The sequence below is a fragment of the Anabaena sp. 54 genome, from assembly GCF_017355725.1.
In the GTDB taxonomy this organism is placed as follows: domain Bacteria; phylum Cyanobacteriota; class Cyanobacteriia; order Cyanobacteriales; family Nostocaceae; genus Dolichospermum; species Dolichospermum heterosporum.
This window is the reverse complement of the sequence record NZ_JAAVWA010000027.1, coordinates 1-23,360: the sequence shown is the minus strand read 5'-3', so window position 1 is coordinate 23,360 and position 23,360 is coordinate 1. Positions and strand designations below refer to the sequence as shown.

Annotated in this window: 28 protein-coding genes and 1 pseudogene; 9 read left to right on the top strand and 20 right to left on the bottom strand. The window is 38.5% G+C overall.

Annotated elements, in window-relative coordinates; genetic code table 11:
* Nucleotides 1–29: 29 nt before the first annotated feature.
* The 7 genes from atpH to HEQ36_RS19870 all read right to left on the bottom strand — a co-directional run bounded on the left by atpH (nucleotide 30) and on the right by HEQ36_RS19870 (nucleotide 5,145).
* Nucleotides 30–584, bottom strand: coding sequence for an ATP synthase F1 subunit delta (gene atpH / locus HEQ36_RS19900; RefSeq protein WP_027403081.1), 555 nt, complete (start codon nucleotides 582–584; stop codon nucleotides 30–32).
* Nucleotides 581–1,147 (bottom strand): F0F1 ATP synthase subunit B, encoded by a 567-nt coding sequence (locus tag HEQ36_RS19895; RefSeq protein ID WP_027403080.1) that lies wholly within the window; start codon nucleotides 1,145–1,147, stop codon nucleotides 581–583. The genes atpH and HEQ36_RS19895 overlap by 4 nt, the downstream gene beginning before the upstream one ends.
* A gap of 153 nt (nucleotides 1,148–1,300) precedes the next feature.
* On the bottom strand, nucleotides 1,301–1,732 hold the full coding sequence (locus tag HEQ36_RS19890; protein WP_168635867.1) for a F0F1 ATP synthase subunit B': 432 nt from the start codon (nucleotides 1,730–1,732) through the stop codon (nucleotides 1,301–1,303).
* A 375-nt stretch (nucleotides 1,733–2,107) separates the two neighbouring features.
* Nucleotides 2,108–2,353, bottom strand: coding sequence for an ATP synthase F0 subunit C (atpE, locus tag HEQ36_RS19885; protein ID WP_013192016.1), 246 nt, complete (start codon nucleotides 2,351–2,353; stop codon nucleotides 2,108–2,110).
* A gap of 146 nt (nucleotides 2,354–2,499) precedes the next feature.
* Nucleotides 2,500–3,255 carry a F0F1 ATP synthase subunit A gene (gene atpB, locus HEQ36_RS19880; protein ID WP_027403078.1) on the bottom strand — a complete coding sequence of 252 codons (756 nt, stop codon included), beginning with the start codon at nucleotides 3,253–3,255 and terminating at the stop codon, nucleotides 2,500–2,502.
* Nucleotides 3,256–3,352: 97 nt separating this feature from the next.
* On the bottom strand, nucleotides 3,353–3,838 hold the full coding sequence (locus tag HEQ36_RS19875; RefSeq protein WP_172891155.1) for an ATP synthase subunit I: 486 nt from the start codon (nucleotides 3,836–3,838) through the stop codon (nucleotides 3,353–3,355).
* A 125-nt stretch (nucleotides 3,839–3,963) separates the two neighbouring features.
* On the bottom strand, nucleotides 3,964–5,145 hold the full coding sequence (locus HEQ36_RS19870; RefSeq protein ID WP_168635868.1) for a bifunctional 2-polyprenyl-6-hydroxyphenol methylase/3-demethylubiquinol 3-O-methyltransferase UbiG: 1,182 nt from the start codon (nucleotides 5,143–5,145) through the stop codon (nucleotides 3,964–3,966).
* Between the two features lie 154 nt (nucleotides 5,146–5,299).
* On the opposite strand from HEQ36_RS19870, the gene HEQ36_RS19865 reads away from it, so the two are divergent.
* The 5 genes and pseudogenes from HEQ36_RS19865 (at nucleotide 5,300) to HEQ36_RS19845 (ending at nucleotide 9,210) form a co-directional block, all read left to right on the top strand.
* Nucleotides 5,300–6,190 carry an McrB family protein gene (locus HEQ36_RS19865; RefSeq protein ID WP_233455455.1) on the top strand — a complete coding sequence of 297 codons (891 nt, stop codon included), beginning with the start codon at nucleotides 5,300–5,302 and terminating at the stop codon, nucleotides 6,188–6,190.
* A complete protein-coding gene (locus HEQ36_RS19860) occupies nucleotides 6,144–6,755 on the top strand; it encodes a hypothetical protein (RefSeq protein ID WP_168635869.1) in 612 nt (203 codons plus the stop codon). The genes HEQ36_RS19865 and HEQ36_RS19860 overlap by 47 nt, the downstream gene beginning before the upstream one ends.
* On the top strand, nucleotides 6,752–7,303 hold the full coding sequence (locus HEQ36_RS19855) for a hypothetical protein (RefSeq protein WP_051155249.1): 552 nt from the start codon (nucleotides 6,752–6,754) through the stop codon (nucleotides 7,301–7,303). The genes HEQ36_RS19860 and HEQ36_RS19855 overlap by 4 nt, the downstream gene beginning before the upstream one ends.
* A gap of 115 nt (nucleotides 7,304–7,418) precedes the next feature.
* A pseudogene (locus HEQ36_RS19850) lies at nucleotides 7,419–7,608 on the top strand (hypothetical protein).
* A 126-nt stretch (nucleotides 7,609–7,734) separates the two neighbouring features.
* Nucleotides 7,735–9,210, top strand: a complete 1,476-nt coding sequence (locus HEQ36_RS19845) for an ABC transporter permease subunit (RefSeq protein ID WP_168635870.1) — start codon at nucleotides 7,735–7,737, stop codon at nucleotides 9,208–9,210.
* A 307-nt stretch (nucleotides 9,211–9,517) separates the two neighbouring features.
* On the opposite strand, the gene HEQ36_RS19840 is transcribed toward HEQ36_RS19845, so the two are convergent.
* On the bottom strand, nucleotides 9,518–10,093 hold the full coding sequence (locus HEQ36_RS19840) for a thermonuclease family protein (protein ID WP_039199637.1): 576 nt from the start codon (nucleotides 10,091–10,093) through the stop codon (nucleotides 9,518–9,520).
* Nucleotides 10,094–10,158: 65 nt separating this feature from the next.
* Here HEQ36_RS19840 and HEQ36_RS19835 point away from each other — a divergent pair, with 65 nt between their 5' ends.
* Complete coding sequence (locus HEQ36_RS19835) at nucleotides 10,159–10,383, top strand: hypothetical protein (RefSeq protein ID WP_081981308.1); 225 nt, start codon at nucleotides 10,159–10,161, stop codon at nucleotides 10,381–10,383.
* A 121-nt stretch (nucleotides 10,384–10,504) separates the two neighbouring features.
* On the opposite strand, the gene HEQ36_RS19830 is transcribed toward HEQ36_RS19835, so the two are convergent.
* A complete protein-coding gene (locus HEQ36_RS19830; protein WP_039199638.1) occupies nucleotides 10,505–11,299 on the bottom strand; it encodes an RNA methyltransferase in 795 nt (264 codons plus the stop codon).
* Between the two features lie 239 nt (nucleotides 11,300–11,538).
* On the opposite strand from HEQ36_RS19830, the gene HEQ36_RS19825 reads away from it, so the two are divergent.
* Complete coding sequence (locus HEQ36_RS19825) at nucleotides 11,539–12,807, top strand: 6-carboxytetrahydropterin synthase (protein ID WP_168635871.1); 1,269 nt, start codon at nucleotides 11,539–11,541, stop codon at nucleotides 12,805–12,807.
* A gap of 114 nt (nucleotides 12,808–12,921) precedes the next feature.
* On the opposite strand, the gene HEQ36_RS26085 is transcribed toward HEQ36_RS19825, so the two are convergent.
* The 11 genes from HEQ36_RS26085 to HEQ36_RS19770 all read right to left on the bottom strand — a co-directional run bounded on the left by HEQ36_RS26085 (nucleotide 12,922) and on the right by HEQ36_RS19770 (nucleotide 21,473).
* Nucleotides 12,922–13,014, bottom strand: a complete 93-nt coding sequence (locus HEQ36_RS26085; RefSeq protein WP_367142411.1) for a type II toxin-antitoxin system YoeB family toxin — start codon at nucleotides 13,012–13,014, stop codon at nucleotides 12,922–12,924.
* A gap of 22 nt (nucleotides 13,015–13,036) precedes the next feature.
* Complete coding sequence (locus HEQ36_RS19815) at nucleotides 13,037–13,327, bottom strand: type II toxin-antitoxin system Phd/YefM family antitoxin (protein WP_168635872.1); 291 nt, start codon at nucleotides 13,325–13,327, stop codon at nucleotides 13,037–13,039.
* A 140-nt stretch (nucleotides 13,328–13,467) separates the two neighbouring features.
* Nucleotides 13,468–13,896: a type II toxin-antitoxin system VapC family toxin gene (locus HEQ36_RS19810; RefSeq protein WP_168465443.1), complete on the bottom strand. Its 429-nt coding sequence runs from the start codon at nucleotides 13,894–13,896 to the stop codon at nucleotides 13,468–13,470.
* Nucleotides 13,893–14,123 (bottom strand): type II toxin-antitoxin system VapB family antitoxin, encoded by a 231-nt coding sequence (locus HEQ36_RS19805; protein ID WP_168635873.1) that lies wholly within the window; start codon nucleotides 14,121–14,123, stop codon nucleotides 13,893–13,895. Before HEQ36_RS19805 ends, HEQ36_RS19810 begins: the two co-directional genes overlap by 4 nt.
* Nucleotides 14,124–14,155: 32 nt before the next feature.
* Nucleotides 14,156–15,133 (bottom strand): PrsW family intramembrane metalloprotease, encoded by a 978-nt coding sequence (locus HEQ36_RS19800; RefSeq protein WP_168635874.1) that lies wholly within the window; start codon nucleotides 15,131–15,133, stop codon nucleotides 14,156–14,158.
* Nucleotides 15,126–16,046 carry a class I SAM-dependent methyltransferase gene (locus HEQ36_RS19795; RefSeq protein ID WP_168635875.1) on the bottom strand — a complete coding sequence of 307 codons (921 nt, stop codon included), beginning with the start codon at nucleotides 16,044–16,046 and terminating at the stop codon, nucleotides 15,126–15,128. Before HEQ36_RS19795 ends, HEQ36_RS19800 begins: the two co-directional genes overlap by 8 nt.
* Before the next feature lie 111 nt (nucleotides 16,047–16,157).
* The gene (locus HEQ36_RS19790) at nucleotides 16,158–16,841 is read right to left on the bottom strand and encodes a Crp/Fnr family transcriptional regulator (protein ID WP_168635876.1); all 684 of its coding nucleotides are present in this window, start codon (nucleotides 16,839–16,841) and stop codon (nucleotides 16,158–16,160) included.
* Between the two features lie 130 nt (nucleotides 16,842–16,971).
* Complete coding sequence (gene iscB, locus HEQ36_RS19785; protein WP_290708323.1) at nucleotides 16,972–18,267, bottom strand: RNA-guided endonuclease IscB; 1,296 nt, start codon at nucleotides 18,265–18,267, stop codon at nucleotides 16,972–16,974.
* Between the two features lie 605 nt (nucleotides 18,268–18,872).
* Nucleotides 18,873–20,006 carry a HetZ-related protein 2 gene (locus tag HEQ36_RS19780; RefSeq protein WP_168635878.1) on the bottom strand — a complete coding sequence of 378 codons (1,134 nt, stop codon included), beginning with the start codon at nucleotides 20,004–20,006 and terminating at the stop codon, nucleotides 18,873–18,875.
* 720 nt (nucleotides 20,007–20,726) lie between these two features.
* Nucleotides 20,727–21,074: a carbon dioxide-concentrating mechanism protein CcmK gene (locus HEQ36_RS19775; protein WP_039199651.1), complete on the bottom strand. Its 348-nt coding sequence runs from the start codon at nucleotides 21,072–21,074 to the stop codon at nucleotides 20,727–20,729.
* Nucleotides 21,075–21,161: 87 nt separating this feature from the next.
* Nucleotides 21,162–21,473 carry a carbon dioxide-concentrating mechanism protein CcmK gene (locus HEQ36_RS19770; protein ID WP_053540890.1) on the bottom strand — a complete coding sequence of 104 codons (312 nt, stop codon included), beginning with the start codon at nucleotides 21,471–21,473 and terminating at the stop codon, nucleotides 21,162–21,164.
* 143 nt (nucleotides 21,474–21,616) lie between these two features.
* On the opposite strand from HEQ36_RS19770, the gene HEQ36_RS19765 reads away from it, so the two are divergent.
* Both HEQ36_RS19765 and HEQ36_RS19760 read left to right on the top strand, forming a co-directional pair.
* Nucleotides 21,617–22,504, top strand: a complete 888-nt coding sequence (locus HEQ36_RS19765; protein ID WP_168635879.1) for an alpha/beta hydrolase — start codon at nucleotides 21,617–21,619, stop codon at nucleotides 22,502–22,504.
* A 324-nt stretch (nucleotides 22,505–22,828) separates the two neighbouring features.
* Nucleotides 22,829–23,167 carry a hypothetical protein gene (locus tag HEQ36_RS19760; protein ID WP_053540892.1) on the top strand — a complete coding sequence of 113 codons (339 nt, stop codon included), beginning with the start codon at nucleotides 22,829–22,831 and terminating at the stop codon, nucleotides 23,165–23,167.
* The last annotated feature ends 193 nt before the right edge of the window (nucleotides 23,168–23,360 follow it).

Below are 23,360 nucleotides of genomic sequence, written 5' to 3'. Positions count from 1 at the left end.
AATGACTATTGACATTTATTCAGAACTTTCTAGTTACTGCTTAAACGTAGGGAAAGACGACGTAGTTGACCACGCAAACTAGCGTCAATTACTTGAGAACCAACTTTGATAATTACACCACCAATTAAATCGCTGTCTATTTTGGTGGCTAATTCCACTTGACGAGCTTTGGTCAGAGTAATTACCTTTTCTGTAATTGCTTGCTGTTGGGTTTCTGTGAGGGGAACCGCAGAAGTAATTTCAGCCAATACAGTTTGATTTAGCTGGCGTAATAACGCCAAATACTGCTGTAAAATCGGTTCTAAAAAAGCAATCCGTCTTCTGTCAACTAACAGCAGTAAAAAGTTACGGAGGCAGGGGTTTACACCTTCGCCAAGTAATTGTCTGAGGACATTTTTCTTGTTTTCTGGCTTCACAAAGGGATTGCTCAAAAAGCCTGTGAGTTCTTGACTCCCTGTTAATAAGCTCAAGAAAGTCCGTGCATCTCCCCCAACTTCTTCTGTTAAGTTTTGAGATTGAGCAATGGATAACAATGCCTGTGCATAAGGCTGAGATACTTCAGCGGTTGCTGCATCACTTTTCATGTCTCCCCTCCCAGTTGTGCGATGCTACGATCAATTAAAATTTGTTGAGCATCTGCGCTAATACCACCCTTGAGTTGTCCTTCTACTTTTTGTAGTGCTTGCTGCACTACTTTTTGTCGAAGTTGGGAGATAGCTTTCTCTAGTTCTGCATTCAAATCAGATGCTGCGGTTTCTTTTAACCGGGCTACATCTAAATTTGCTTTAGCTAAAATAGCCTCTTTAGCAGCCTGAGCATTTTGTTCAGCTACTTGAGTGATTCTCTGTGCCTCTTGCTGTGCTTGGGTTAACTGTCCTTGGGCTTTAGCCAAAGAAGTTTGTGCTTCCCGCAAGCGTCCTTCTGCATCTTGAATAACGCTTTCAATACCGGAGCGTCTTTCAGTCAAGATATTAGTTAAAACTTTGCGTCCAAAGTAGAATAGTATGCCAATCAGAATTACTAAGTTAATTAGATTGGTTTCCAGGATGTCTAGGTTTAGACCAAAACCGCCTTCTGCTGCGCCTTCTGCCATTTCAGAGTGAACAGCTTCTGCGGCAAGTAATAAAATATTGCCCATGTTACCCATCTACAAGTGCGCTGCTCGCTTGGTAATTCGTTAATTTTTCCCGACAGGGAAAAAAGTGCCAATTTTTTGGACACTTAAATTTCGCCACATTTTTGGGCATACACCCTAATGTGTTTATGCTTTCGTAGCACCAATTTGGTCATATAGTCGGAACTACTTCGCCAAAGCTGGTCCTAATAGTTTTTCTAGAATCTGGTTGCTGAGGGCATCAACTTGTCCTTCTAGGGTAGCCATAGCTGCTTGCTTTTGCTGCTCTATTTCCTGAGCAGCTTGTTCGCGTTGGGCTTGGGCTTCCTGTTGGGCTTCGGCTATTTTTTGTGCCGTAATTTTCTTAGCTTCATTCTGGGCAGCTTCTATAGTCAATTGAGACTGCTTACGCGCAGATGACAGTTGCTGCTCATACTCTTTTGCTAAGGTTTCAGCTTTAGCCAAGCGCTCACGAGCATCAAGGTTATTGGTACGGACATAGTTATCACGGTCATCCAATACCTTAGTCATAGGCTTGTAGAAAATTGCATTCAACAAAGCTGCCAACAACAGGAATTGCAATGCCATCAATGGCAAGGTAGCATCGAAATCAAACATTTCTCTCCTCTTTGGCTGGAATACTAATTTTCTTGGCTAGTGAGATGATCTAGCCTTTGATAATTTTACGAATCCCGTTATGACTAATGATCAATAAGTTGCTAGTTTGTAGAGGCGTGTAGATGTCAAGCTTTTCGCTGTCTGTCACCGGGAATTTTAGATTTTAGATTTTAGATTTTAGATTCAAAAAATTTGGTATAAACCCCGTCCTTCAAGACGGAAAAATACTCGCTGCGCTGCGTACGCTTCGCTAACGTCAATCCCAAATCTTCAATCTCTACACTTGTTTGGTGGAGTCAATCCAAAATCGTCAATCCAAAATCCAAAATCTAGTGACATCTTTCACGTCTCTACACTAACAAAACTTTTTCGGTCTTAGGCAAAAGGGTTAGCGAATAGCAATACCAAGGCAATTACCAAACCGTAAATTGTCAAGGATTCCATGAAGGCTAAGGTTAAAAGTAGTGTGCCGCGAATTTTGCCTTCTGCTTCGGGCTGACGGGCAATACCTTCTACTGCTTGACCTGCTGCATTACCTTGACCAATACCGGGTCCAATTGCAGCTAAACCGATAGCGAGAGCAGCAGCTAGAACTGAGGCAGCTTGTACTAATGGATCCATGACGATTTTCCTTGCTTTAACTACAAAAATTACAAATGTACGTAACAACTAGATGTGTGTTTTTACACTGCACTAGGTTTTTTAAATCGCTGTGGCGATGTTTTGAGCAAGTTTGCTCGTCTAAACTGGGCTATCAACTGAGGGCGTTAATGCTCCTCATGTCCTTCTTCGCCGTGTCCCTCTAAAGCCTCATGAATATACGCTCCGGCTAGGGTCGCAAATACTAGGGCTTGAATGGCACTAGTAAACAAACCCAAAGCCATTACTGGCAAAGGCACAAAGAGAGGCACGAGCAATACCAATACCGCCACTACCAATTCATCCGCCAATATATTTCCAAATAAACGGAAGCTTAGGGAGAGGGGCTTGGTAAAATCTTCGAGAATGGCAATTGGCAATAGAATCGGTGTTGGCTCGATATATTTTTTAAAGTAGCCTAAACCTCGTTTGCTAAATCCAGCGTAAAAATACGCCAAGGAGGTTAGCAATGCCAATGCGACTGTTGTATTTATGTCGTTGGTAGGTGCTGCTAGTTCACCAGAAGGCAAGTGGATTAGCTTCCAGGGAATTAATGCTCCTGACCAATTTGATACGAAGATAAACAAGAATAGCGTACCAATAAATGGTACCCAGGGGCGATACTCTTTCTCTCCGAGTTGGTTTTTAGCTAGATCCCGAATAAATTCTAGGGCATATTCCATCAAATTTTGGATGCCACGAGGAATTTTTTGGACGTTTCTGGTGGCAGCTAGTGATGCTATTACTAGGATAGCAATCACAAACCATGAGGTGAGAAATACTTGCCCATGTATTTTGAGACTGCCCAGTTGCCACAAGAAGTGATGACCTACTTCTAATTCGGCGAGGGGAAAAGCGTTAAAAGCGTTTAATACACTAAGCATGGGCGTTCTTCAAGGGTTTTCCCCAAAAATCGAGGATTGGAGGATTGTCTGTAGTCTGTAGAGGTTTATGTTTAGCACTGCTAGACCCCTACACCCTTTAAGCTTCAGGAATGAATGCAGTTTGCACCATATAGATGAGGAGGGTAGCTTTGTAGGTGAGAAATCCCAAGAATATAGGCAGAATATGTAGCTGATGCCATTGACTCGCCAATATAATCGGTATCATGATCAGAGCAAAACGATTTTTACTCAAACTTTGTTTTTCACCACCAAGTCTCTCGACATCGTTAGCCAGCATTTTTAAGTAAACCACACCTGTACACGCCCCAATCAAATAATTTAGGGCTATGTTTAAGGAATAAAAAATCCACACAGAGATAAAAATAATCCCCGTCAACACAAGTGTGATTACTAACAACTTCTGATAGAGTTGATAGAACTCTTGCATGGAAGAGCTTACTGGTTCTGTTTGAGCAAAACCAGATTTCTCATCTTGTTGTGTTGTCTGAGTCGGTGCAATTGATTCTTCTGACAAGCTCACGAGACTTGAAACCAGTACAGCTAATATGAGATGACTGCACATTCAGTCAGTTGAATCATATCACGATCCGGTAACACTACTTTAGAAAAAAACAATTAACTTATTTTTTGTCAGTTGTTATTGGTCAGTTGTCAGTGGCAAGATAATCGCCTAGTTACTGATTTTTTTCATGAAGCGGGGGTTAGTAAGAGTAGTTGTTGTTTGAGGAGGTTTCTTACTCCGTCTAAGTCTAGCTTGACTTGGGCTAAAATTTCAGCCACTGTGGCATTATTACCACATTTTTGCATAAACTCAAATTCGGCTGTTGATAAATTAACAATTTGGTAATCATAGTTAAATAAACATTGACTGGGAAACCCATCTATGCAAGGGTTAAGTTCGGGGATTGCAGTTAATAAAGTCTTATCTGCTGACCAGTCGGTTTTGGGTAGGGGGGGACGACTGAGGAAAAATTCGTAATGTGCTACTTCAGGATTCAGTAATTCTATCAACCGATAACGTTGACGTTCTGTGAGTTCGGCGGCTCTTTCAATTAGTTCTGGTGCTTTTTCTAGAAGCTTTTCTAGTTGCCAAAATCCGGGATTGGAAAAACCTACAAAGTCTAATTCGGAAGCATCTATGAATTTAAACAATGTATCAATATTGTAGTCTGTTTCCTGGGGATGGACGTACATATCAGCAAAGCATTCATCCCGCTGGTTTTCCATTGACCATCTTTCTTTTTCACGCTTGACAATGCGGTTATTTTCTGGTAGAGAAGCAAAGATTTTTCTTCCGACTTGAACGCCATCACGATAGTCACCGCGTTTGTTACCTTGAAGAAGAGCGATCGCTTTTTGCATGAGTTGTATTTCCCATCTTCCCAATTCTCCATACACAAAAATGTGCATTAATCCACCGGGGGCGAGTTTTTTCGCTAATGCTTCAATACCCCGAATGGGATCTGGTAAATGATGAAGCACACCAACGCAATTAATTAATTCAAATTCTCCTGGTATCTTATCCACATCATAAATACTCAGATGATGAAATTCTACACGGTCAGCGCCGGAACTTTGGCAGCGTTTTTTTGCTACTTCCAATGTACCAGCACTTAAATCTATTCCCACTACCTGCGCTTGTGGGTTGAGATGTACTAAATATTCTGTGCCGACTCCTGAACCACAACCAGCATCTAAGATGCGGATATCTTGCTTTTGTGGTTTTCTACCTGTGCAGAAGTTGTAAGCAGCTAACCAATTCCAACGCCAATTGTAACCTGGTGGTGGTTCGTCGAGGATGGGTTCGGGAGGGAATGGATAGGTATCGTAGAGTTTCGCAACAGCAGCACTTACTTGGGAGTCAGACATGATTAGGAATAACGCAGCATTTCTGAGTTTACCGGATAGGGGGTGATGAGAGTAAAAAAGTTTTACAGCTTACATATAGCTAGTTGACATACCAAGTATTAATGTATAATGTTTGCATTGAGTTTTAATAGTTGCTTATCAGGTGTCCGCAATCATGAATCAACCCATTCAAAAAATTATCTTCGGTAGCCCTGGAACTGGCAAAAGTTACAGAATTGTTACCGAGATTATCCCTAATGATTTAGATATAGGTAAAGAAAATCCAGAAAACATCATTAAGACAGTTTTTCATCCAGAATATACTTATGGGGATTTCATGGGTAAGTTAGTGCCAATTACCAAGTCTGGTAAAGTAGAGTACAACTATTATGAAGGACATTTTCTAAAAGCCCTATCTCAAGCTTATAAAAATATAAAAGATGCCTACGATAAAGAAGGTAAACAAATCAACCAACCCAAAAATGTTGCTCTTGTTATTGATGAAATAAATCGGGGTAATTCTTCCGCGATATTTGGTACTGTTTTTCAACTTTTAGATAGAGATAAAGATGGTTGGTCAAGTTATGGAATTAATATAACTACTATCGAATTTTTCAAGCTATTAGAATTGGTAGGAACTAAATTTGGTTATGATGAAAGAGGAAATATCAATAGTTATAAGCTACAACCTTATGAAGAAGTAGCTAAATTAGAAACATTACAAAAGAAAATTGAATTTTTAAATTTTGATTTGGTAAACAGAAGCATTAAAATTCCACCTAATCTTTCTATTCTGGCGACTATGAACACTTCTGATAATTCGATTTATTTCATGGACAGTGCCTTTAAGCGTCGTTGGGATTGGGAGTTTGTAAACTGGGATCATAGCAAGCCTCTTAAGGCTACCTATGGAAAAGATGGAGTTTTAAACGAACAAGAATGGAGAAATCTTATTACAAAACTTAACACCTTCATCAAAAAATACCATGACTCAATTAGGGGAATTGAAGACAAACAAATTGGGTATTACTTCATCAAAGATTCAGTTAGGAAACCGCAAAGCTAATGGTGGATCTGCACGTTGGAATCAATGGGTTTACTGCACAAATTCCAATATTTCTAAATCTTCAGGAAAAGTAGCCGAAAAATTTCAATGGGATGAACTGTTTTGCATTGAATTTGATTTAAATGATGGAACATTAGTTTACCAACAACCCAAGTATAATAAGTTTGAAAAACGAAATAGAAGTCAAGCATTACGTCGTTTTATCCGTCCTGATTTAATTATAGAATCGAATACTAAAAAAATTGACAATAATGTTATAGAGGGTAATTTCATCAAAATAATTGATTATAAAGATGTACCATTAAAGTTTTATAAAAATAAAAAACTAGCTCCAAAATCAGCGAACAAATATCATTTAGATATCATCAAGCAACTTACATACGAATATGCTCTCCAGCAAACACACGAGGTTTCTGCAAGTGAGTTTTTTATTCCTTATTACTATAATGTAGAACCATCTAATCCATTAGGTGAATTGGAACAAAAACTAAACCTAAATGGTATAGTAATTTTTAGGGCAAATTTCTCTTTAATACAAAATATTTATTTAGAAGATAATCTATGAATTTTGAGTCAGATATAATTGGAATCCGATCTACAGATACAGCCTTTGAGAGTCTTTATATTCCTTTTATATCTTTTGCTAACCAGAAGCAAAAGAAGGCTGTAGAAAATTACATAATTTGGCAAGCGGATAAATTTTTCAAGAAAATCGAAAAAATCAATCCTGCTGTTATTAATAGAACTCAATTACCGTATTCAAAACTTATTACAGAAAAAGATTTTCAAGATTCCAAAAGAATTGAAATAAACTATTTTTATAAAAACTTCTTTCATGACTTAGAACGAGATTCTGATGGTAAATTAAAATTAAAAATAAAATGGAGTATCACTTTTGATGAAGAATGCACTCCAATTAAGTTGGTAAGTTTTCGGAAAGATTATCGTGGTTATGATCCTAAGCCTAACGATTTTTCCGATAAAGACGTGCAAGGCCGTCCACATCGAAAATACGGTACTATAGAAATTAATGGAGAACCAGTATTTTACTATATTTATTTCACAATTCAGGAAATATTAGATGTGGTAAAAGAAATACCTCACTTATACTGAATATATTAACTTGGCAATATACTTTTCATAATTTACTGGCAATTTTAATATAAAATTGCTTGATGCAAACAGCAGAACCAGTTACCAATTTTGAAAATGCTTTAACTTATCCCGCATTTACACAACTCATTGCTCTTTGAACTCCTTAAGAGAACGCGATTGGGAAGCTTTAACTTTTAACTTCACTATTTGATAGAGACGATAGCGATGAAATTGAAGACGAGATTAAAAGCAAATTGGTTTGGTTAGTACCCGAACCCTGTTGGGAGGATAATCCTTTTGAGTTCTTGCGTGAATTTTTATAAAAATTCAAAACAGAGAAGATACATATCTTAACTTTCTTCATTCTCTTTTAGTTCATATAATCTATGACTTTGTTGTAGTCTTGTGAATGAACTACTCTAAGTGCAGATGATGCGACCGAGGGGGAGATGGTAAGATTTGATTTTAGTCGGTTGTGTGTGCTTATTGTCTTAATTTGTGGTTTATTGGCTGGTTGTAGTGGAAATTATCGCGGAAATTACATTCTCCGAGTAGCTACTGAACCAGCATTTCCGCCTTTTGAGTTTCAAGGTAAAGGTGGCGAGTTAGAAGGTTTTTCGATTGACTTAATCAGAGCAATAGCAACTGCTGCTAATTTTCGGGTAGAATTTCAGAGTATACCTTTTGATGGCATTATTCCCGCACTGCAAGCTAAAACTATAGATGGGGCGATTAGTTCCATTACTATTACCCCAGAGAGGGCGAAGACAGTGGCTTTTTCTCGTCCCTATTTTAAAGCAGGTTTGGCCATAGCTATTCGTGCAGATAATCAAAATATTACAGGTTTTGACAGTCTCCAAAATAAAAAAATTGCTGTTCAAATTGGCACAACTGGCGCACAAAAGGCTAAAAGTGTGATTGGGGCGGAAGTTTGCAGTTTTGACTCTGCACCATTAGCCCTCCAAGAATTACAAAATGGCAATGTAGATGCAGTTATTAATGATGCACCTGTAACTTTATATGCTATTAATACAGGTAATTTGCAAGGAATCAAAGTTATAGAACAATTACTAACTGAGGAATTTTATGGAATTGCAACTGCTAAAAATTCTCCTTATTTATCTTTAATTAATCAAGGTTTAACAAAGGTATTACAAAACGGTAACTATGAGCAAATTTACCAAAAATGGTTTAAATCTACACCGCCAATATTACCAGAAACATTACCATTCATAAAAAACAACACAACTAGATTAAATTCTTTTATTGTATTTTGGCAATCTTTGCCAACTTTATTAACGGGTGTATTGGTAACATTACAATTAGCATTTATATCAGGTTTATGTGGTTTAACTAGCGGTTCTCTAATTGGGATAATTCGGCTTTCTCATATTAAACCTTTGCGGTTTTTAGCCAGGGCTTATATAGATTTTTTCCGAGGAACGCCGTTATTGGTACAGATATTTATGATTTACTTTGGCTTACCAGCAATTTCTCAAGAGATGGGTTTTACTTTGACTTTAAATCGTCTTGCGGCTGGAGTAATTGCGTTAAGTTTAAATAGTGCAGCTTATATTGCGGAAATTGTGCGTGGAGGAATTCAATCTATTGAAATTGGACAATCAGAAGCAGCCAAATCACTCGGTTTAAATTCTGTGCAAACTATGACTTATGTGATTTTTCCTCAAGCATTACGCCGCATGATACCACCTTTAGGTAATGAGTTTATTAGTTTATTGAAAGATACTAGTTTAGTTGCTGTAATTGGGTTTGAGGAATTATTTAGAAAAGGACAATTAATTGTTTCAGAAAATTATCGCGCTTTTGAAGTTTATGCGGCTGTGGCTGTAATTTATTTGTGTTTAACTCTGATTTCTTCCCAACTTTTTAGCCGATTAGAAATATGGATGAATCCAAGTAAGTAGCTTGGCGTTAAAAATTCTCACTATAGCAAGGCAATAGGCAATAGTAAAGAAGTTTTCAGCGATTTTACCAGCAATTCTCATTTTAAGGTTTCATGACATTTAAACCCTTAAATTCATAGGGTTTTACAATTCTTAACAAATCCGGGGATAGCGAAGCGCTGCTGCAAGCAGTTCGCCGAAATGGCGCAAACTCGTTTCAAAATGAGAATTGCTGCGATTTTACGTTTCTTTACACAGTTTGGTTTTATTGTATTAACCTACTTATACACTTGAGGGTAGAGTCAATCCAAAATCGAGTGACATTCCACTAATCTCTAATTTGTCTTTTTATTTTCCGATAATCCCAAGGGTCAACAAATTTTTTATCACTCCAAACCCCAATTTTTTGCTGTTGCGCTTGTGCTTCGGCTTGTTGTACTATGTCCTTGCTCGGACATTTACTTAAATAAGAACGATATACTTTAGCCAATCCTTCTCTTAGCAAAACTTGCTGTAAAAAAGTGCCATCTTTTAAACGCACCTCTGCAATTTTTCTGCCATAGCTATCGCTGTCTGTGATATTTAACTGTACACGATTATCTGTTTGCTTGATCAGTTCCTCTATCCGTATTTTTGCTTTCATCCCCCAAACAAACTGACTTACATCTTTAGTAATTTTACTCTTTTTTTCTTTCTGAGAATGGGGTATTTCTGGAGCATCAATACAAGCAAACCGCACTGTGAACTTTTGACCATCAGCATTTTTCAACACTAATGTGTCACCATCACTGACTCTCTCAACCAGATTACCTTGAGGGGCAAACAAGTTATCGCACGCCATTAAACTCAAGGCAATGGTAGCTGTACCCAGCCAAATTAACCCTTGTTTTACAAATTTATTCATCTTCATACAGAAGGTTGGATTAGTCACTGCAACTCATCATTACATACATCAATCATGATTCTCTTATGAAGATTATGAAGCCTATTAAAGACTCTCAAAGCAATTCTGTTGATCAAGATATTGAGGAATTCCTCAATCAGTTAGAAGATATTGTTCTAAATCATTCCATATCAGATACAAGTAATTCTACAAACCAAGAAAGCAGTGAGAATACTCATACTTTTGATCTAGCCGCTTGGGAAGATGCAATTGCTGATATTGAACAGTATTTAGAGCAAAAAAACAAATAGGAATCAGGACTCAGGAGGAAGAAATAATATTAAATCTGGAAAAGTAACCGATAAATGAACGGTTTCAAAGCTGATTTCTTACACCTAATTCACCTTTTCAACCCGAAAACTCTTGATTTACTCAGGTTTTCGGCTTATCCAGCATTTTCTGCCTTTGAGCTTCATATAACATTAAAGCAGCAGTGATCCCTACATTCAAAGATTCTACTCCAGGACTGAGGGGAATTTTCACCTGGATATCCGCTAATGCGGCTAAATCCGCTGATAATCCTGCCCCTTCGTTACCCAATAATATTAAACTAGGTTTACGCCAATCTACTTGCCAATAGGTTGAATCGGCATTAGGTAAGGTAGCTATTACTTGCATTCCTGCTTGCTGACTTTGCCGAACTGTGGTTTTCAAATCTGCACTTACAGCCATGTTTAAGCGAAACCATTGTCCAGCAGAAGCTCGTAAAACCTTGGGATTATCTAAATCTACACTATCTTCACTTAACCACAAACCTGATGCACCTGCGGCTGCGGCTGTGCGAATCATAGTTCCTAAGTTACCAGGATCTTGGACAGTTTCTAAGGCCAGAACTAAGCCAGTGAAAGGAATTTGTCTTGGTTGTGCCTCTCGTTGAGCGATAGCTACTATACCATCAGGATTGACAGTTGTAGCCATTGCTGCTAGAACTTCTGGACTGACAATTTCCACCCGATAGCACTGACTACAAATCACTTCCCATAGTTGGTAATGTGTATCATGCCATTGCGAAGTACAACATACCGCATCTAAGGGATAGGAAACCGCACAAGCTTCCTCCAGCAAATGCGTTCCTTCCAATAAAAATAGTTGTTGCTTATTTCTCTCCTTTGTGGAGTGCAACTTGCGGATTTGTTTAACTAAAGAATTTTGTAAACTTGTGATCACAATCTTAGATTTTAAATTTCGGATTTGAGATTAATCCAAAATTGATATGCGGAACCCCGGACTTGAACCCGTTCGTTAATCTCAACCTCTGATTATAGCGTTACTTGTATTTACTCAACTGCCAAGTATTTTCGGAAAATTGAGCAACCGGAAAATTCAGCGATCGCTAGGTAACAAATTGGTTTATGCTGTAAATAGTCAAAGTTTAAGAAATATTAAATTCTCTTCCCAGTATACTCATGCAATGTATTGTTAATCGCCGCGATCAGTTTTCAGCAGTTGGTCGGTATTGGTTCCCCGAACTGAGTGAAATCGAGAATTTAGAAAAATTTGGTGCTTACTCGAAATTTCCTGGACATGGACATAACTATGTCTTGTTCATCTCTATGATTGGGGAATTAGATGAGTATGGGATGGTACTAAATCTGTCCGATGTGAAGCACGTCATCAAAGAGGAAGTTACCGGTCAACTAGATTTTTCCTATCTCAATGATGTGTGGACAGAATTTCAACAAACTCTCCCCACGACGGAAAATATGGCGCGAGTGATTTGGGAACGGTTAGCACCCCATTTACCTTTGGTGCGCGTCCAGTTATTTGAACATCCTCAACTTTGGGCAGATTATCAGGGAGAGGGAAAACAAGCTAATTTAACTATCAGAACTCATTTTAGTGCTGCTCACCGCCTAGCGCCCAACCTCAGTGCTGATAAATATGGTAGATGTACTCAGACTCACGGACATAATTATCATCTAGAGATGACTGTGGCAGGGGAAATAGACTCCCGTACGGGCATGATTGTGGATGTAGCTGCTTTAAATCGAGTGGTGGAAGATTATGTGGTGAAAATATTTGATCACTCTTGTGTAAATGAGGATATTCCTTATTTTGCCGATATTGTCCCCACGACAGAGAATATTTCCCGTTACATTCATGGTCTTTTAGAATCGCCCATTGATGGATTAGGGGTGAAGCTATCCAACGTTAAACTGTTTGAAAGTCATCAACTGTGGGCAGATTATTCGGGTCAGGATATGGAGGGGTATTTGAGTATTAGCACTCATTTTAGCTCTGCTCATAGATTGGCACACCCTGATTTAAGTTTGGCCAAAAACACGGAAATTTATGGTAAATGCGCCCGTGTAAATGGACATGGACATAATTATCAATTGGAAGTAACTATAAAAGGGGAAATTGACTCCTCTACGGGGATGGTTATTGATTTAGGGGCTTTAAATCAGATAATTACAGATTACGTGATTGAGCCATTTGATCATACTTTCTTAAATAAGGATGTTGCTTTCTTTAATCAAGTTGTGCCGACTGCGGAAAATATTGCTCTTTATATTAGTAATACTTTGCGATCGCCTATTCAAGACTTAGGTGCAACTCTTTACAAAGTTAAATTGGTGGAAAGTCCCAATAATGCTTGCGAAATCTATGCGGCTGATTCTGAATCAATATCTGTTAATACAGCAGTAAGTCAACCAGTATTGGCAATAGTTTAAACCTATCCAGATCCTCAACTTCCTTGAGAAGTCGGGGATCTATTTTGATTCATAATGATAACGAGCTTGTAAAAAATAAACTTTATTTTCTATGACTTTATAAACCAAACGATGTTATAAATCAATGCGTCGTGACCAAGTATCAGGAACAATATATTTAAGAGGTTCAGGTTTACCTAAGCCCGTAAACGGTTGACCATCAAGAATATCAGCTACTAAATCTAATATCTTATCCCCTTTTTTGCATTCCTAACTCCTCTTTTAATTCAGCTAATGTTTGAGGAGTTTCTATTGTTGTTTGAGTCCATTCTAAAGCCCGAAATAAACGTTTAGCGTTTTCAGGTGATCTTAATAAATAAACACACTCTAATAAACTGGAAAGTTCATCTTCGGCAATTAACGCCACATTTTTCTGATTACGACGTTTAATTACTATAATTTCCCGTTGGTCACACACCTGATATAAGATAGTTGCTAAATTCAACTTTGCTTGCGAGTAAGTGGTTTCTTTGCTTAACATTCTCTTTTTTAATAAGTTTTACAACTATATTGTACAACATAGGAACTCAAAGCTAGTTAATCAGATCATTATTTGGTTAGTAAAAATATATTTGGATATTTTATGCGAACTGCAAAAAGCCGTCTTCAGGATTATAAAATTCACTCAAGATTGTAAGGATTGATAATTTTAACTGGTGTCATTTTAAAATCATCAATATTGCGAGTAACTAAAGTCAATTTATGATAATGCGCTGTTGCGGCAATCAGACTATCCATTACGGCTAATTTTTTACCTTTCAATTCTGCATTTGCAGAAAATTTTGCCCAATTATCTAAAATATCATCATGTATCGGTAAAACACGGGAATAAAATTCAATTTCTACTTTTTGCAGCCATATTTTTAGTTTTTGATATCGTTCAGGTTGTGAGTTTTGGATTTTATAAATCCCTTTTTTTATTTCAGCGATGGTAATACTACTTAAAAATAGCTGTTCCATTGGTTGCTGATTAAACCATTGACTAACTTGGGGGTTGGGAGCTTTTTTAACAAACTCAGACATTACACAAGTATCAATTAGATAAGTCATAGTTCAAAATTCCTGCCTGTGTCTTGATCACGTTCAAACAATGAGGCGATATCATCTTCGGCAGATTCATCATCTATAAAACGTAATCGCTCAAATAAAGGCAGTTCCTTTTTTTGTTGCTGCAAGTAGTTGGATAATATGTTGATGACTGCTTCCTGTGCATTTTCATAGTGACTGACTGCGATAATTTCATTAATTAATTCATCATCTATTGTGATCATGGTCATTGTTTTATTCTCCGTTCTTTTCATAATGCTAATTATCGGTTAAACAAATACCGACGACCGGCTAAACTGCGTAAATAGCGATAAATTAACCAAGCTAAAAGTCCTAACCCAAAATTGAATAATAGTTCTTGGACTATAAACCAGAAAATTTTCGGATCAAACCAAAGTTCCCACCGCAAAGGACTAATTTTTCTGGAGAGAATCAATAATCCAAATAGAGAATTTCCGCCTAGTGATAGGATTGACAATACTAAACATCTTTGCCAAGTGCGGACTGAGGATGTACGTCCAGAAATTAACTCTAAAGGATGTTTTTTCTGGAGTTTTCGCAGTAGTTGTTCTAACCGCCAAAACATCCATAATAGTACAGGAAATAAACAATAAATGAGTAAATTTGTGGGTCGTGAAAACCTCACAGAAATAGATAAAATATTGACTAAAGCATGAAAGAAAACAGAATTTAACCAAGCAATAAAAATTAAATGCCGATGGCGATTAAACCTTTTACTGGCAGAAATGTATATTGCTAAAGCATATCCCCAAGGAGCAGAAAACATGGCATGGACTGGTGTACCAATGCTACGGTCGAGAATGGAAGATGTGCCGTGATATAAATAAATCCAGGTTTCTTCCGCTGTGAAACCTAAAGCTACGGCTATGGTAAACAAAAAAACTGTGGTAGCTCGGAGATGATACTGACGTTGTAGATAGGAAATGGGCAGAATAACTGCTACTAATTTACAACCTTCTTCAATGGGAGCGATCGCTAATATTTGCCGGAAAACGACCCCAGAAAAATGACGCTGGATCTGTTGCCAGTCTAAAACTCGGTTAGCCACATTTTCCATAGCCCATTCTAAGCCCAGAGCAGCAAAACCAGAGATAGCGCCAATAATGAACAAAACCCATAAATTGAACCAAGGTGGGGCAGCAGGAGTTCTGCGGTAATAAAACCACAAAAACAGCAGGGGGGGGATAACTGCCCACAACACTAAATATAAATTAGCCACTCACCTGAGCAATGATAGTACGGTGACGAGGACTATTGCTAGTAATAGAAGGAGGTTGGAAACCTGCCCCAATTAAGGCTTGTTCAATATCCAAACTGAAATATTCATCTAAATAAGGTTCGGTACTTTTAAGCAACGTCAAAATATAAGTTGGCATTTTTTTGTAAATTTCCGATTTGGGATTCATGTCCATAATTGCTAGGTGTCCACCGGGACGCAAAATACGTCTAGCTTCAGCAAAAATCTGGTGAGTTGCTGATTGAGGTAATTCATGACACATCAAAAAAATCGAAGCTAAATCAAAGGAAGCATCTGCTATGCCTGTAGATTCTGCTTGACTATGTACCCAGTTAATTTGGGTTTGACGTTCTTGGCTACGATAGTTAGCCACAGCTAAGAAGTAAGGGGATAAGTCTAAACCGGTAATTTTGGCGTGGGGATAAACTGCCTGTAGGGCAAAGGTACTCATGCCGACGCTACACCCTAAGTCTATAACATCTTGTGGCTGCTCAGAAATAGAATTTTTGAGGATATCGTGAAAGCTTTGGCGAAGTTTTGCGTCACCTTGATTTTCCGGTTTCTGCCAAATCCTAGAGTGGACAGCATGAGCCGCAGATTCTACTTCAAAAGCAGCTTGCCAACTGAGATTTCCGGTTTCATAGGCGTGGAATGAGGTGACGTAGTAATCTGGGTAGTTTAGCTGCGGATTTTGGACTTGCGCTAAATCGCTTCCCCAATCACGGGTTTGCAGTTTCTCTACTTCCTTTGTCCAAAATACACCAATTTTTTCAGCCCGTTTAATCATCATTTGTCTAGCTCGGTGTTTAGCAAGATTAGCTACGGGTTTAATGGCTAAGATGCTATTGACGAAACGGGATGCTAAATCAGGTTCGGTCTTGATGGTAGTAGTCATAAATCAATTTTCTCTGGAACACTCTTTTTAACTTATGACATATTGGCTGGATTTGAGTCTATATCTGGCTAAATTTAGTATTTTCTCAAGTATTTTTACTCTGCCGAAAGATTAGATCTTGCTGGCTAAAACCGCGAGTTGTGTATAGTTAATCAGATTAATGGTGTTGTTAGCAGTATCAATTTTAATCCATTCCTTTTCAGAGAGTTTTTCCATGATTTTGGTTGTTTCTTCCAAGCTGATTTCTGTCACCTCTGCCAAATCTTTCAGGGGAATGTTAAAAATTTTCTGGACTTGTTCTGATTCTTGACTATAACTATCGGTTAAACTTACTAAGGTATGGGCAAGTTTAACCGCAGGTGGTGACAAGCGCATTTGTAGCCGCAGATTAATTTGACGAATTCTGCCTACCATCAGTTGCAGCATTCTATGATGTAAATGTGAGTCTTGAAACAGGATGTGAATAAAATTCTCTCTAGAAACACTTAGTAGTTTTACTTTGGAAAGGGAAACAACGTCCGTTGACCTGGGGAATTCATCTAAAACAGCCATTTCTCCAAAGAAATCACCTGGTCCTAAAATTGCTATGGTGAAGGATTCTTCTCCATGGGTGCGGCGAACTTTCACCCAACCGGAAACAATAAAGTAAACTGCATTACCCCAGGCATCTTCCATTAAAACAGCCCGTCCTGATGGGTAATCATGTTCAGTTGCTATATTCAGCAGCCATTCTCTGGTTTCTAGACTTGATGTACTTAGGAGTGGAAAAGTATCAATAATAATATCTTTTTTCATCTAAACCTCCAAGAGACCCCCACCAAAACTGTACTCAGTTTGGTGATGGGAGGAATGGAGGGTTAATTGTGAAACGTCCCCTGAGTAATTTTGTGCGCCAGCACAAACAATGAAAGGGACAGTTGGGCAATTAACAAATCTTTGATTTTCCATATTCGTAACCGTCCTTTTTGTGAATTGATTTACAGTATTTGTAAGAGATACCTTGAATCAGTCCAGATGTTGTTGAGATATTGAAACTACCGCTAGTCCTCACCGCTACTCGTCCGATATATGCCCCAATCTTTTTACCTTTTGTGACAACAGCTTTGACAATGTCTCCGGTTTGAAAACCATTAACAAATTTGAACCTGGGGACATATCTAGAAGGAAAACCGTACTTGTCAGTTCGGCAAGATTGTCTAGTGCCGTGACCATTAGCTGTAATTAGCAATGGCTTAACACCTTTGATATTGAGAATTGGAGTTGATTGACCAACACAAGCTGCATCAATCCAGTGCGTTTTCTCTAGATTTTGCTGACTTCTATTAAACTTTGTTAACCCTCCTGAACCTGTTTCTACAGGTAATCCGGTTGCTTTGAAAACGAATAGTAATACCAAGCGAGTTGCGTTTACTGCCGCTGCATCCGCCAGTGGTCTTTTAGCTTGCTTCAAGATTTTTTCTAACTTTAAAGGGTCTTTTTTGAGGAAATCTTTGATGTCTTTCGTGCCTTTTTTAGTGTTACATTTTTCACAACTTAAAGTGAGATTTGTAATTGAATTACTACCACCCTTGGCTCGTGGATGAATATGCTCTACTTGAAAAGGAACGTCTTTCACTCCACAGTAGGCACATTGTCTACCCCACTTTTCTAGTAAGTATTCTCTGCTTTCGTAACCAGCTAAAGTTCCCTGTTGATATTCCTTACCTTGAATATCAGGATTAGCCATTAACTGCATATCAAAGCGTACTAGCTCTTGGCTAATATCCTCAATTGGTGCGAGTTTACGCAATCTTTCAACCCAAGTTTTAATATTCTCAACCCGACTTTGTAAGCTCGGTGCTAACCATCCTTCTGGGAGGTTTCTGTTTAAGAACCTTGGTTGTCTGTAACGAGTTTTTCTGGCACGTCTAGAACCTCTTAATTGTCTTCTAGAGGTTAAAGCATCTCTAATTGCAAAGCCTCTATGTTTTAATTCAGCAGCAAATACAACCTCGCCAGTTGAATCGTTAACTAATGCCATTCCCGTGAATTTTGCACCAGGATCAATCTTTAGTCTTAGCGACGATACTGGGGAGTCAGGACAGGATTTTTTGAGAATAATTGTGAATGGAAACTGTCTAAATATTGCTGCTTTTTTGTTTCTCAATAACTGTCTAGCCTGTGCTGGATTAATTGGGTCTAGTGGTCTTTTTTCAGTGTCTAAAACAAATACTTTGGACATAATATTTTGCTCCAAAGAGCCTCCTTGCGGGTAATGTTAGCTTTGACAATGTTAGAGGTCGGTAACTATCTTAAAAGCACTGGTTTAACCCTTAAGCCTGTTTAACTTTGAAGTTCTAGAGCAGGGAACTAGCTACGCATCCCCTGGTAGGTCTTTAACTCTTACCTCTAACGTAGTTCGGTTAAGAACTGAGTCTGGTCAACTAGGCTTTTACAAGCCCTCACTTACCCGAAGGGAAGTGATGGGTGGTTGACGAATATATCTAAGGAAGGATTGTAACTAGAGATCAGGGGGCAATGAATAGGAATTTTTTCATTACCAATTATCAATTATACCCAACACGGCTTAATTATTTGATTCTCCGGGTAGGGGTAAAGCAAGAGCTAAACCCCTACAAATCTAGGGTTTTCGTGATTTTACAAAAGTCCATGTCCCAACCGTTTTGAGTATACCTATAGGACTCCTATTTGATTTTTGATAGCCTGCGTGGCGTAGCCATACAAGACTCAGTAGGTATCAATTCTGTCTTTCCTGTTCCCAGTTAAGAGTTCCCTGTTCCCTGACCACACAAGTAAATTCACAGAATCAAACCGGATTCCTATATGTTAATTCTGAATTCTCAGAGTTTGGGCGGCAAGATAAATTTTTGTCCATTCACCTAGAACTTGATGATTTTTAAGTTGTAGTTGTTGGGCTATAGTTTCTATGGAGTTACCTGCTTTGCGGAGGTTGAGGATTTGTTGTCCTAGAGGGGTGATTTTTTCTGGAAGTTGTTGCCATTGGGTTTCTGTTAGCCCTAGATTATGTTCTTCTAGGGAAGTGGACAGCCAGTTATCAATCAGTTCTGGTTGACCTTTGATGGCAAAAACGCGGACGGCATGATAACTGAGTTTTTCCCGCAGACGATATACTTCTTTGATGGGTTTATGGAGTTGTTTGGCAATTTCTTCTTGGGATGTGCCTTGCAGATATAAGCGCAACCAATCTACTGCCTGTTGTCCAATATTTTCTAACAGGTATTGTTCAAATTTTTCCTGTACGAGTTGACGGTTGACTATTTGTTCTTCTAGGTGTTGGGTTTCTTGATATTGAGCGATCGCCTGATTATCAACTAAGTTCACTGGATTGTCGTTGTTTTCGGCAAGAATTTCCTCGGAAACAAGTTTCACTAATTCGCTGCTAGGTACTTGTGTTAAGCCTCCCCGCTGAATCCTTCGCAGGTAGTTAACAAAGCGGTATATTAAGATTGGTTGATTCCGAACTGGACGTAAACAATATTCTTCGATGCTGGCAAATAGTAATGTGTCCCGCAACCTTTTGTCCGTTGTTAATGCGGCAATGTGAGTCATTTGTTGTTGGATATATGAGTCACTTTGTATCAGGTCTTGGAGGACTTCTTGCAGGACATCAATAACGCTCCGTTGGCGATCGCGGCTGAGAGATATCCAAGTTTGAATTTTGTTTCTGACTGCCACTACACTACCCAATCGGCTAATCAGTTGACGATAAGCCTTCTCTCTGCCTATACCTAAATAACGTTTGTGCAGAATTCGCCACCGATATTCCATTGCTTGTTTAGCAATTTCTAGTTCTTTTGGGTTAAGTAAATTAAACCTTTCTAAATCTACTCCCAAAAGCCAGTTAAGAATACTTTCTCTAGTAGTCTGACTTTGTTCTGGACATTCTGTACTTAGTCGCTGTTGCCAATATTGAGCTAGATTTGCCCCATCTTTTGTCATAGCAATATTGCACTCCTCGAAATTAGATTTAGCGATTTAGTAGCAGGCAATAACTCCTATTTAATTCGTTCAATAGACTGCAATACCAAATTAAGTAGGTTAGCATTGAAAATTGTCGTTATGGGAAGGCAAGAGGCAATAGGCAATAGGCAATAGGCAAGGGGTAATAGGCAATAGGCAAGAGGTAATAGGCAAGGGGTAAGGGACTTCCAATAAAAAAATACCCAAAAATTTCTTGTGGTGCGGGACGAAAAGCCCGCTAATTATCAGGGACGGGCAGGATGCCCATCCCACAAAATTGGATAATTTATTTTTTGGTGTTCCCTAAGAGGCAAAAGGTAAAAGGCAAAAGGCAAAAGGCAAAAGTGAAGAAGCTTTGGGCGATTTTACTTTTATTTACACACTTTGGTTTTATTGTGTTCACCTACTTATAGGCTTTTGAACGATTGAGAATGGTGGGCTTACTTACGCCGTATTCTGCTAGTTAGGGAAAGAGGGAATAGGAGGTCACTTGATTTTGGATTGATTCCACCAAACCAGTGTAGAGGTTGAAAATTTGGAATTAACGTTAGCGAAGCGTACGCAGCGCAGCGAGTATTTTTCCGTCCTCAAGTACGGGTAATTATACCAAATTTTTGTAATCTAAAATCTAAAATCTAAAATTCCCGGTCATTACCCATTACCCATTACCTATTAACCATTACCAGCCGAATATACAAATTAGCCTCTAGCTGCACCAATGATGGGATTTTCCACAGAATCTCGATACTGTTGAACGTCTGCTGTGTAAGCAATTGGCAATACAGCTTCTACGTTTTCGTGGGGACGGGGAATAATTACCCAAGATTCGAGAGTACCACCATAAACTTTTTCTACAGCATCCACACCGGCTGCCATAGCGGCTTTGACTTCAGAAACATCACCACGAATATTGACGGTAAAGCGAGCGCTACCAACTCTGATATAACCAACGAGGGTAACTCGACCGGCTTTTACCATTGCGTCTGCTGCTGCGAGAACGGCGGGAAAACCCTTGGTTTCTAATGATCCAACAGCTTGTAGTGACATTTTAATCTCCTGTTATGAATATAAAGTTATCGGTTGCTACAAATTATTTTTATGAAGGAATACTTCAATTTTTGATAGCTAACTCTCTTAGAAAATACGGAAAGGTTCGGATTTGGAGGTGAAGTGGATAGGTAAAACTGTTTCCACATTTTCCGGGGGGTTGGGAATAATGTAGTGGGTAATAACCTCACCACCATAAACTTCTTCACCAGCAGTAATTCCAGCGGCTACGGCTGTTTGCACTTCCGCAACGTGGCCTCTGACAGCAACTATCATACGACCACTTTCGGCGATACCGTAATAGACAATGGTGACACCAGCGGCTTTAACCATTGCGTCTGCTGATGCTAAAACCGCAGGAAAACCTAATGTTTCAATTACGCCAACTGCCATTGGCATGGCTTGAATCTCCTACGTTTGGGATAACCGATTCTTATTTTACAAGAAAATGGGCGCCAAAGCCCCGGAATTAAAACCTAAAAATTTTTAGTTGATCACTGGGTATTGGTCATGGTGGTACGCACTGATGTACACTGGAATTTATGTTTCCAAGTTTTCTTCCTGCCGCCGTTGGTCAACTCACAGAACCAACATCCATCGCTTTGGCTCAAAATATCCAAAGTCAGGCGATTAGTACGTTTCTATCTAATGAATCCATTAATACCACTTATATCCAACAGGGTCACGGTGGTACACCGATTTTATTAATTCATGGTTTTGATAGTTCGGTGTTAGAATACCGCCGACTTTTGCCGTTACTGGCAGAAAAAAACGCAGTTTGGGCTGTAGATTTGTTGGGATTTGGCTTTACAGATAGATTACCGGGGATTGCTTACAGTGCGATCGCCATTAAAACCCATCTCCACTCGTTTTGGCAAACCCTGATTAACCAACCTGTGATTTTGGTGGGTGCATCAATGGGTGGGGCTGCGGCTATAGATTTTACCCTCACCTATCCAGAAGCAGTAAAACAACTGGTATTAATAGATAGTGCGGGATTAAAAGGTAATTCCCCATTAAGCAAATATATATTTCCACCTTTGGACTATTGGGCAACGGAATTTTTGCGGAATCCCAAAGTGCGTAAAAGTATTTGTCGAACTGGATACAAAAACCCTGATCTCATCTCTGAGGATGCTTTGTGTTGCGGAGAATTACACTTACAAATGCCTAATTGGACTCAAGCCTTAATTGCTTTTACCAAAAGTGGCGGTTATGGCGCTTTTAAATTTCCCCAACTTGCCCAAATTGAGCAACCAACTTTAATTTTATGGGGCGATAGTGATAAAATTTTGGGAACTGGGGATGCTCCCAAGTTTGCCAAAGCTATTCCCCAAAGTAAGCTAATTTGGATTAAAGATTGTGGACATATTCCTCATTTGGAACAACCGCAAATTGTCGCTCAACATATATTAGAATTTCGGAATTAATTTCATAATTAGACAACAAAAGCAAAAGGTATACTAAACACGGGTGAGATTTAAGGGACTACCAAGAAATAAATTGTCCCAAAAAATAATTTATGGTCATTCTAGAAATAAAAATAATCATGATTAGAGGAAATATTGCGGTTGCTGAGTTTAGGGCATAAAAAGCACATGAAAAGTCTACACTCAGAAAAAAGTAGCCGAGTGAGAAGTATGTCTATTTGAAATTATCAAGTGTTTAGTTGAAATGAAAAGTTAAGTTAAGTTTTTCCAAAACAGATATCAATAAACCAATTACCTAGATTCGGCAAAATTTCATCTGCAGAAATGTATTCTTCCCCAGATATTAATATCTTAAAAATGGAACAATACCAGCATATTCCTTTTTTAATGTTTGTTAATTCTAATGTCATGAGAATCTTTAAGAGTCCGACTTTTACAGAAGTAGCAAGATTGGACACGAAAAAGGTTTTAGAACATTATAATCCAAAAAGCATCGAAGGAATCATCTATCAATCTACTTTAATAACTTTAACTCAATCATGGTTAAGAGATTTAGCTTATCATTGGAAAAGTCAAACCCCTCCTTACATTGAGGAGATGAAGGAAATTGGCTTATTTACTCTTTTGTTTGATGGTACAACAGAGGAGTTAGAATTATTATGATTATTTATTTAGAAACTAATTCAATTATGGCAATTGCCAAAGGAAGAGACTTGAATTTCTAATCTGATTATAGCATGATATATTAAAAATAATTCTAGGAAATATGATAAAATGTAACAATACCTTGTCCAAATTAGAAAAAGCCTTGATTTGTAGCGACTGTCTTGATTGTCAAGCGATCGTTAAGGAAAAA

Coding starts and splice junctions, on each gene's coding strand:
- HEQ36_RS19810 (WP_168465443.1), bottom strand. CDS start 13,896: ATGACTTATCTAATTGATACTTGTGTAATGTCTGAGTTTGTTAAAAAA.
- HEQ36_RS19795 (WP_168635875.1), bottom strand. CDS start 16,046: ATGACTACTACCATCAAGACCGAACCTGATTTAGCATCCCGTTTCGTC.
- HEQ36_RS19765 (WP_168635879.1), top strand. CDS start 21,617: ATGTTTCCAAGTTTTCTTCCTGCCGCCGTTGGTCAACTCACAGAACCA.
- atpE (WP_013192016.1), bottom strand. CDS start 2,353: ATGGATCCATTAGTACAAGCTGCCTCAGTTCTAGCTGCTGCTCTCGCT.
- HEQ36_RS19870 (WP_168635868.1), bottom strand. CDS start 5,145: ATGTCTGACTCCCAAGTAAGTGCTGCTGTTGCGAAACTCTACGATACC.
- HEQ36_RS19760 (WP_053540892.1), top strand. CDS start 22,829: ATGTATTCTTCCCCAGATATTAATATCTTAAAAATGGAACAATACCAG.
- HEQ36_RS19770 (WP_053540890.1), bottom strand. CDS start 21,473: ATGCCAATGGCAGTTGGCGTAATTGAAACATTAGGTTTTCCTGCGGTT.
- HEQ36_RS19895 (WP_027403080.1), bottom strand. CDS start 1,147: ATGGGTAACATGGGCAATATTTTATTACTTGCCGCAGAAGCTGTTCAC.
- HEQ36_RS19845 (WP_168635870.1), top strand. CDS start 7,735: ATGGTAAGATTTGATTTTAGTCGGTTGTGTGTGCTTATTGTCTTAATT.
- HEQ36_RS19890 (WP_168635867.1), bottom strand. CDS start 1,732: ATGTTTGATTTCGATGCTACCTTGCCATTGATGGCATTGCAATTCCTG.
- HEQ36_RS19855 (WP_051155249.1), top strand. CDS start 6,752: ATGAATTTTGAGTCAGATATAATTGGAATCCGATCTACAGATACAGCC.
- HEQ36_RS19780 (WP_168635878.1), bottom strand. CDS start 20,006: ATGACAAAAGATGGGGCAAATCTAGCTCAATATTGGCAACAGCGACTA.
- HEQ36_RS19835 (WP_081981308.1), top strand. CDS start 10,159: ATGAAGATTATGAAGCCTATTAAAGACTCTCAAAGCAATTCTGTTGAT.
- HEQ36_RS19815 (WP_168635872.1), bottom strand. CDS start 13,327: ATGTTAAGCAAAGAAACCACTTACTCGCAAGCAAAGTTGAATTTAGCA.
- atpH (WP_027403081.1), bottom strand. CDS start 584: ATGAAAAGTGATGCAGCAACCGCTGAAGTATCTCAGCCTTATGCACAG.
- iscB (WP_290708323.1), bottom strand. CDS start 18,267: ATGTCCAAAGTATTTGTTTTAGACACTGAAAAAAGACCACTAGACCCA.
- HEQ36_RS19805 (WP_168635873.1), bottom strand. CDS start 14,123: ATGACCATGATCACAATAGATGATGAATTAATTAATGAAATTATCGCA.
- atpB (WP_027403078.1), bottom strand. CDS start 3,255: ATGCTTAGTGTATTAAACGCTTTTAACGCTTTTCCCCTCGCCGAATTA.
- HEQ36_RS19825 (WP_168635871.1), top strand. CDS start 11,539: ATGCAATGTATTGTTAATCGCCGCGATCAGTTTTCAGCAGTTGGTCGG.
- HEQ36_RS19775 (WP_039199651.1), bottom strand. CDS start 21,074: ATGTCACTACAAGCTGTTGGATCATTAGAAACCAAGGGTTTTCCCGCC.
- HEQ36_RS19840 (WP_039199637.1), bottom strand. CDS start 10,093: ATGAATAAATTTGTAAAACAAGGGTTAATTTGGCTGGGTACAGCTACC.
- HEQ36_RS19875 (WP_172891155.1), bottom strand. CDS start 3,838: ATGTGCAGTCATCTCATATTAGCTGTACTGGTTTCAAGTCTCGTGAGC.
- HEQ36_RS19790 (WP_168635876.1), bottom strand. CDS start 16,841: ATGAAAAAAGATATTATTATTGATACTTTTCCACTCCTAAGTACATCA.
- HEQ36_RS19865 (WP_233455455.1), top strand. CDS start 5,300: ATGAATCAACCCATTCAAAAAATTATCTTCGGTAGCCCTGGAACTGGC.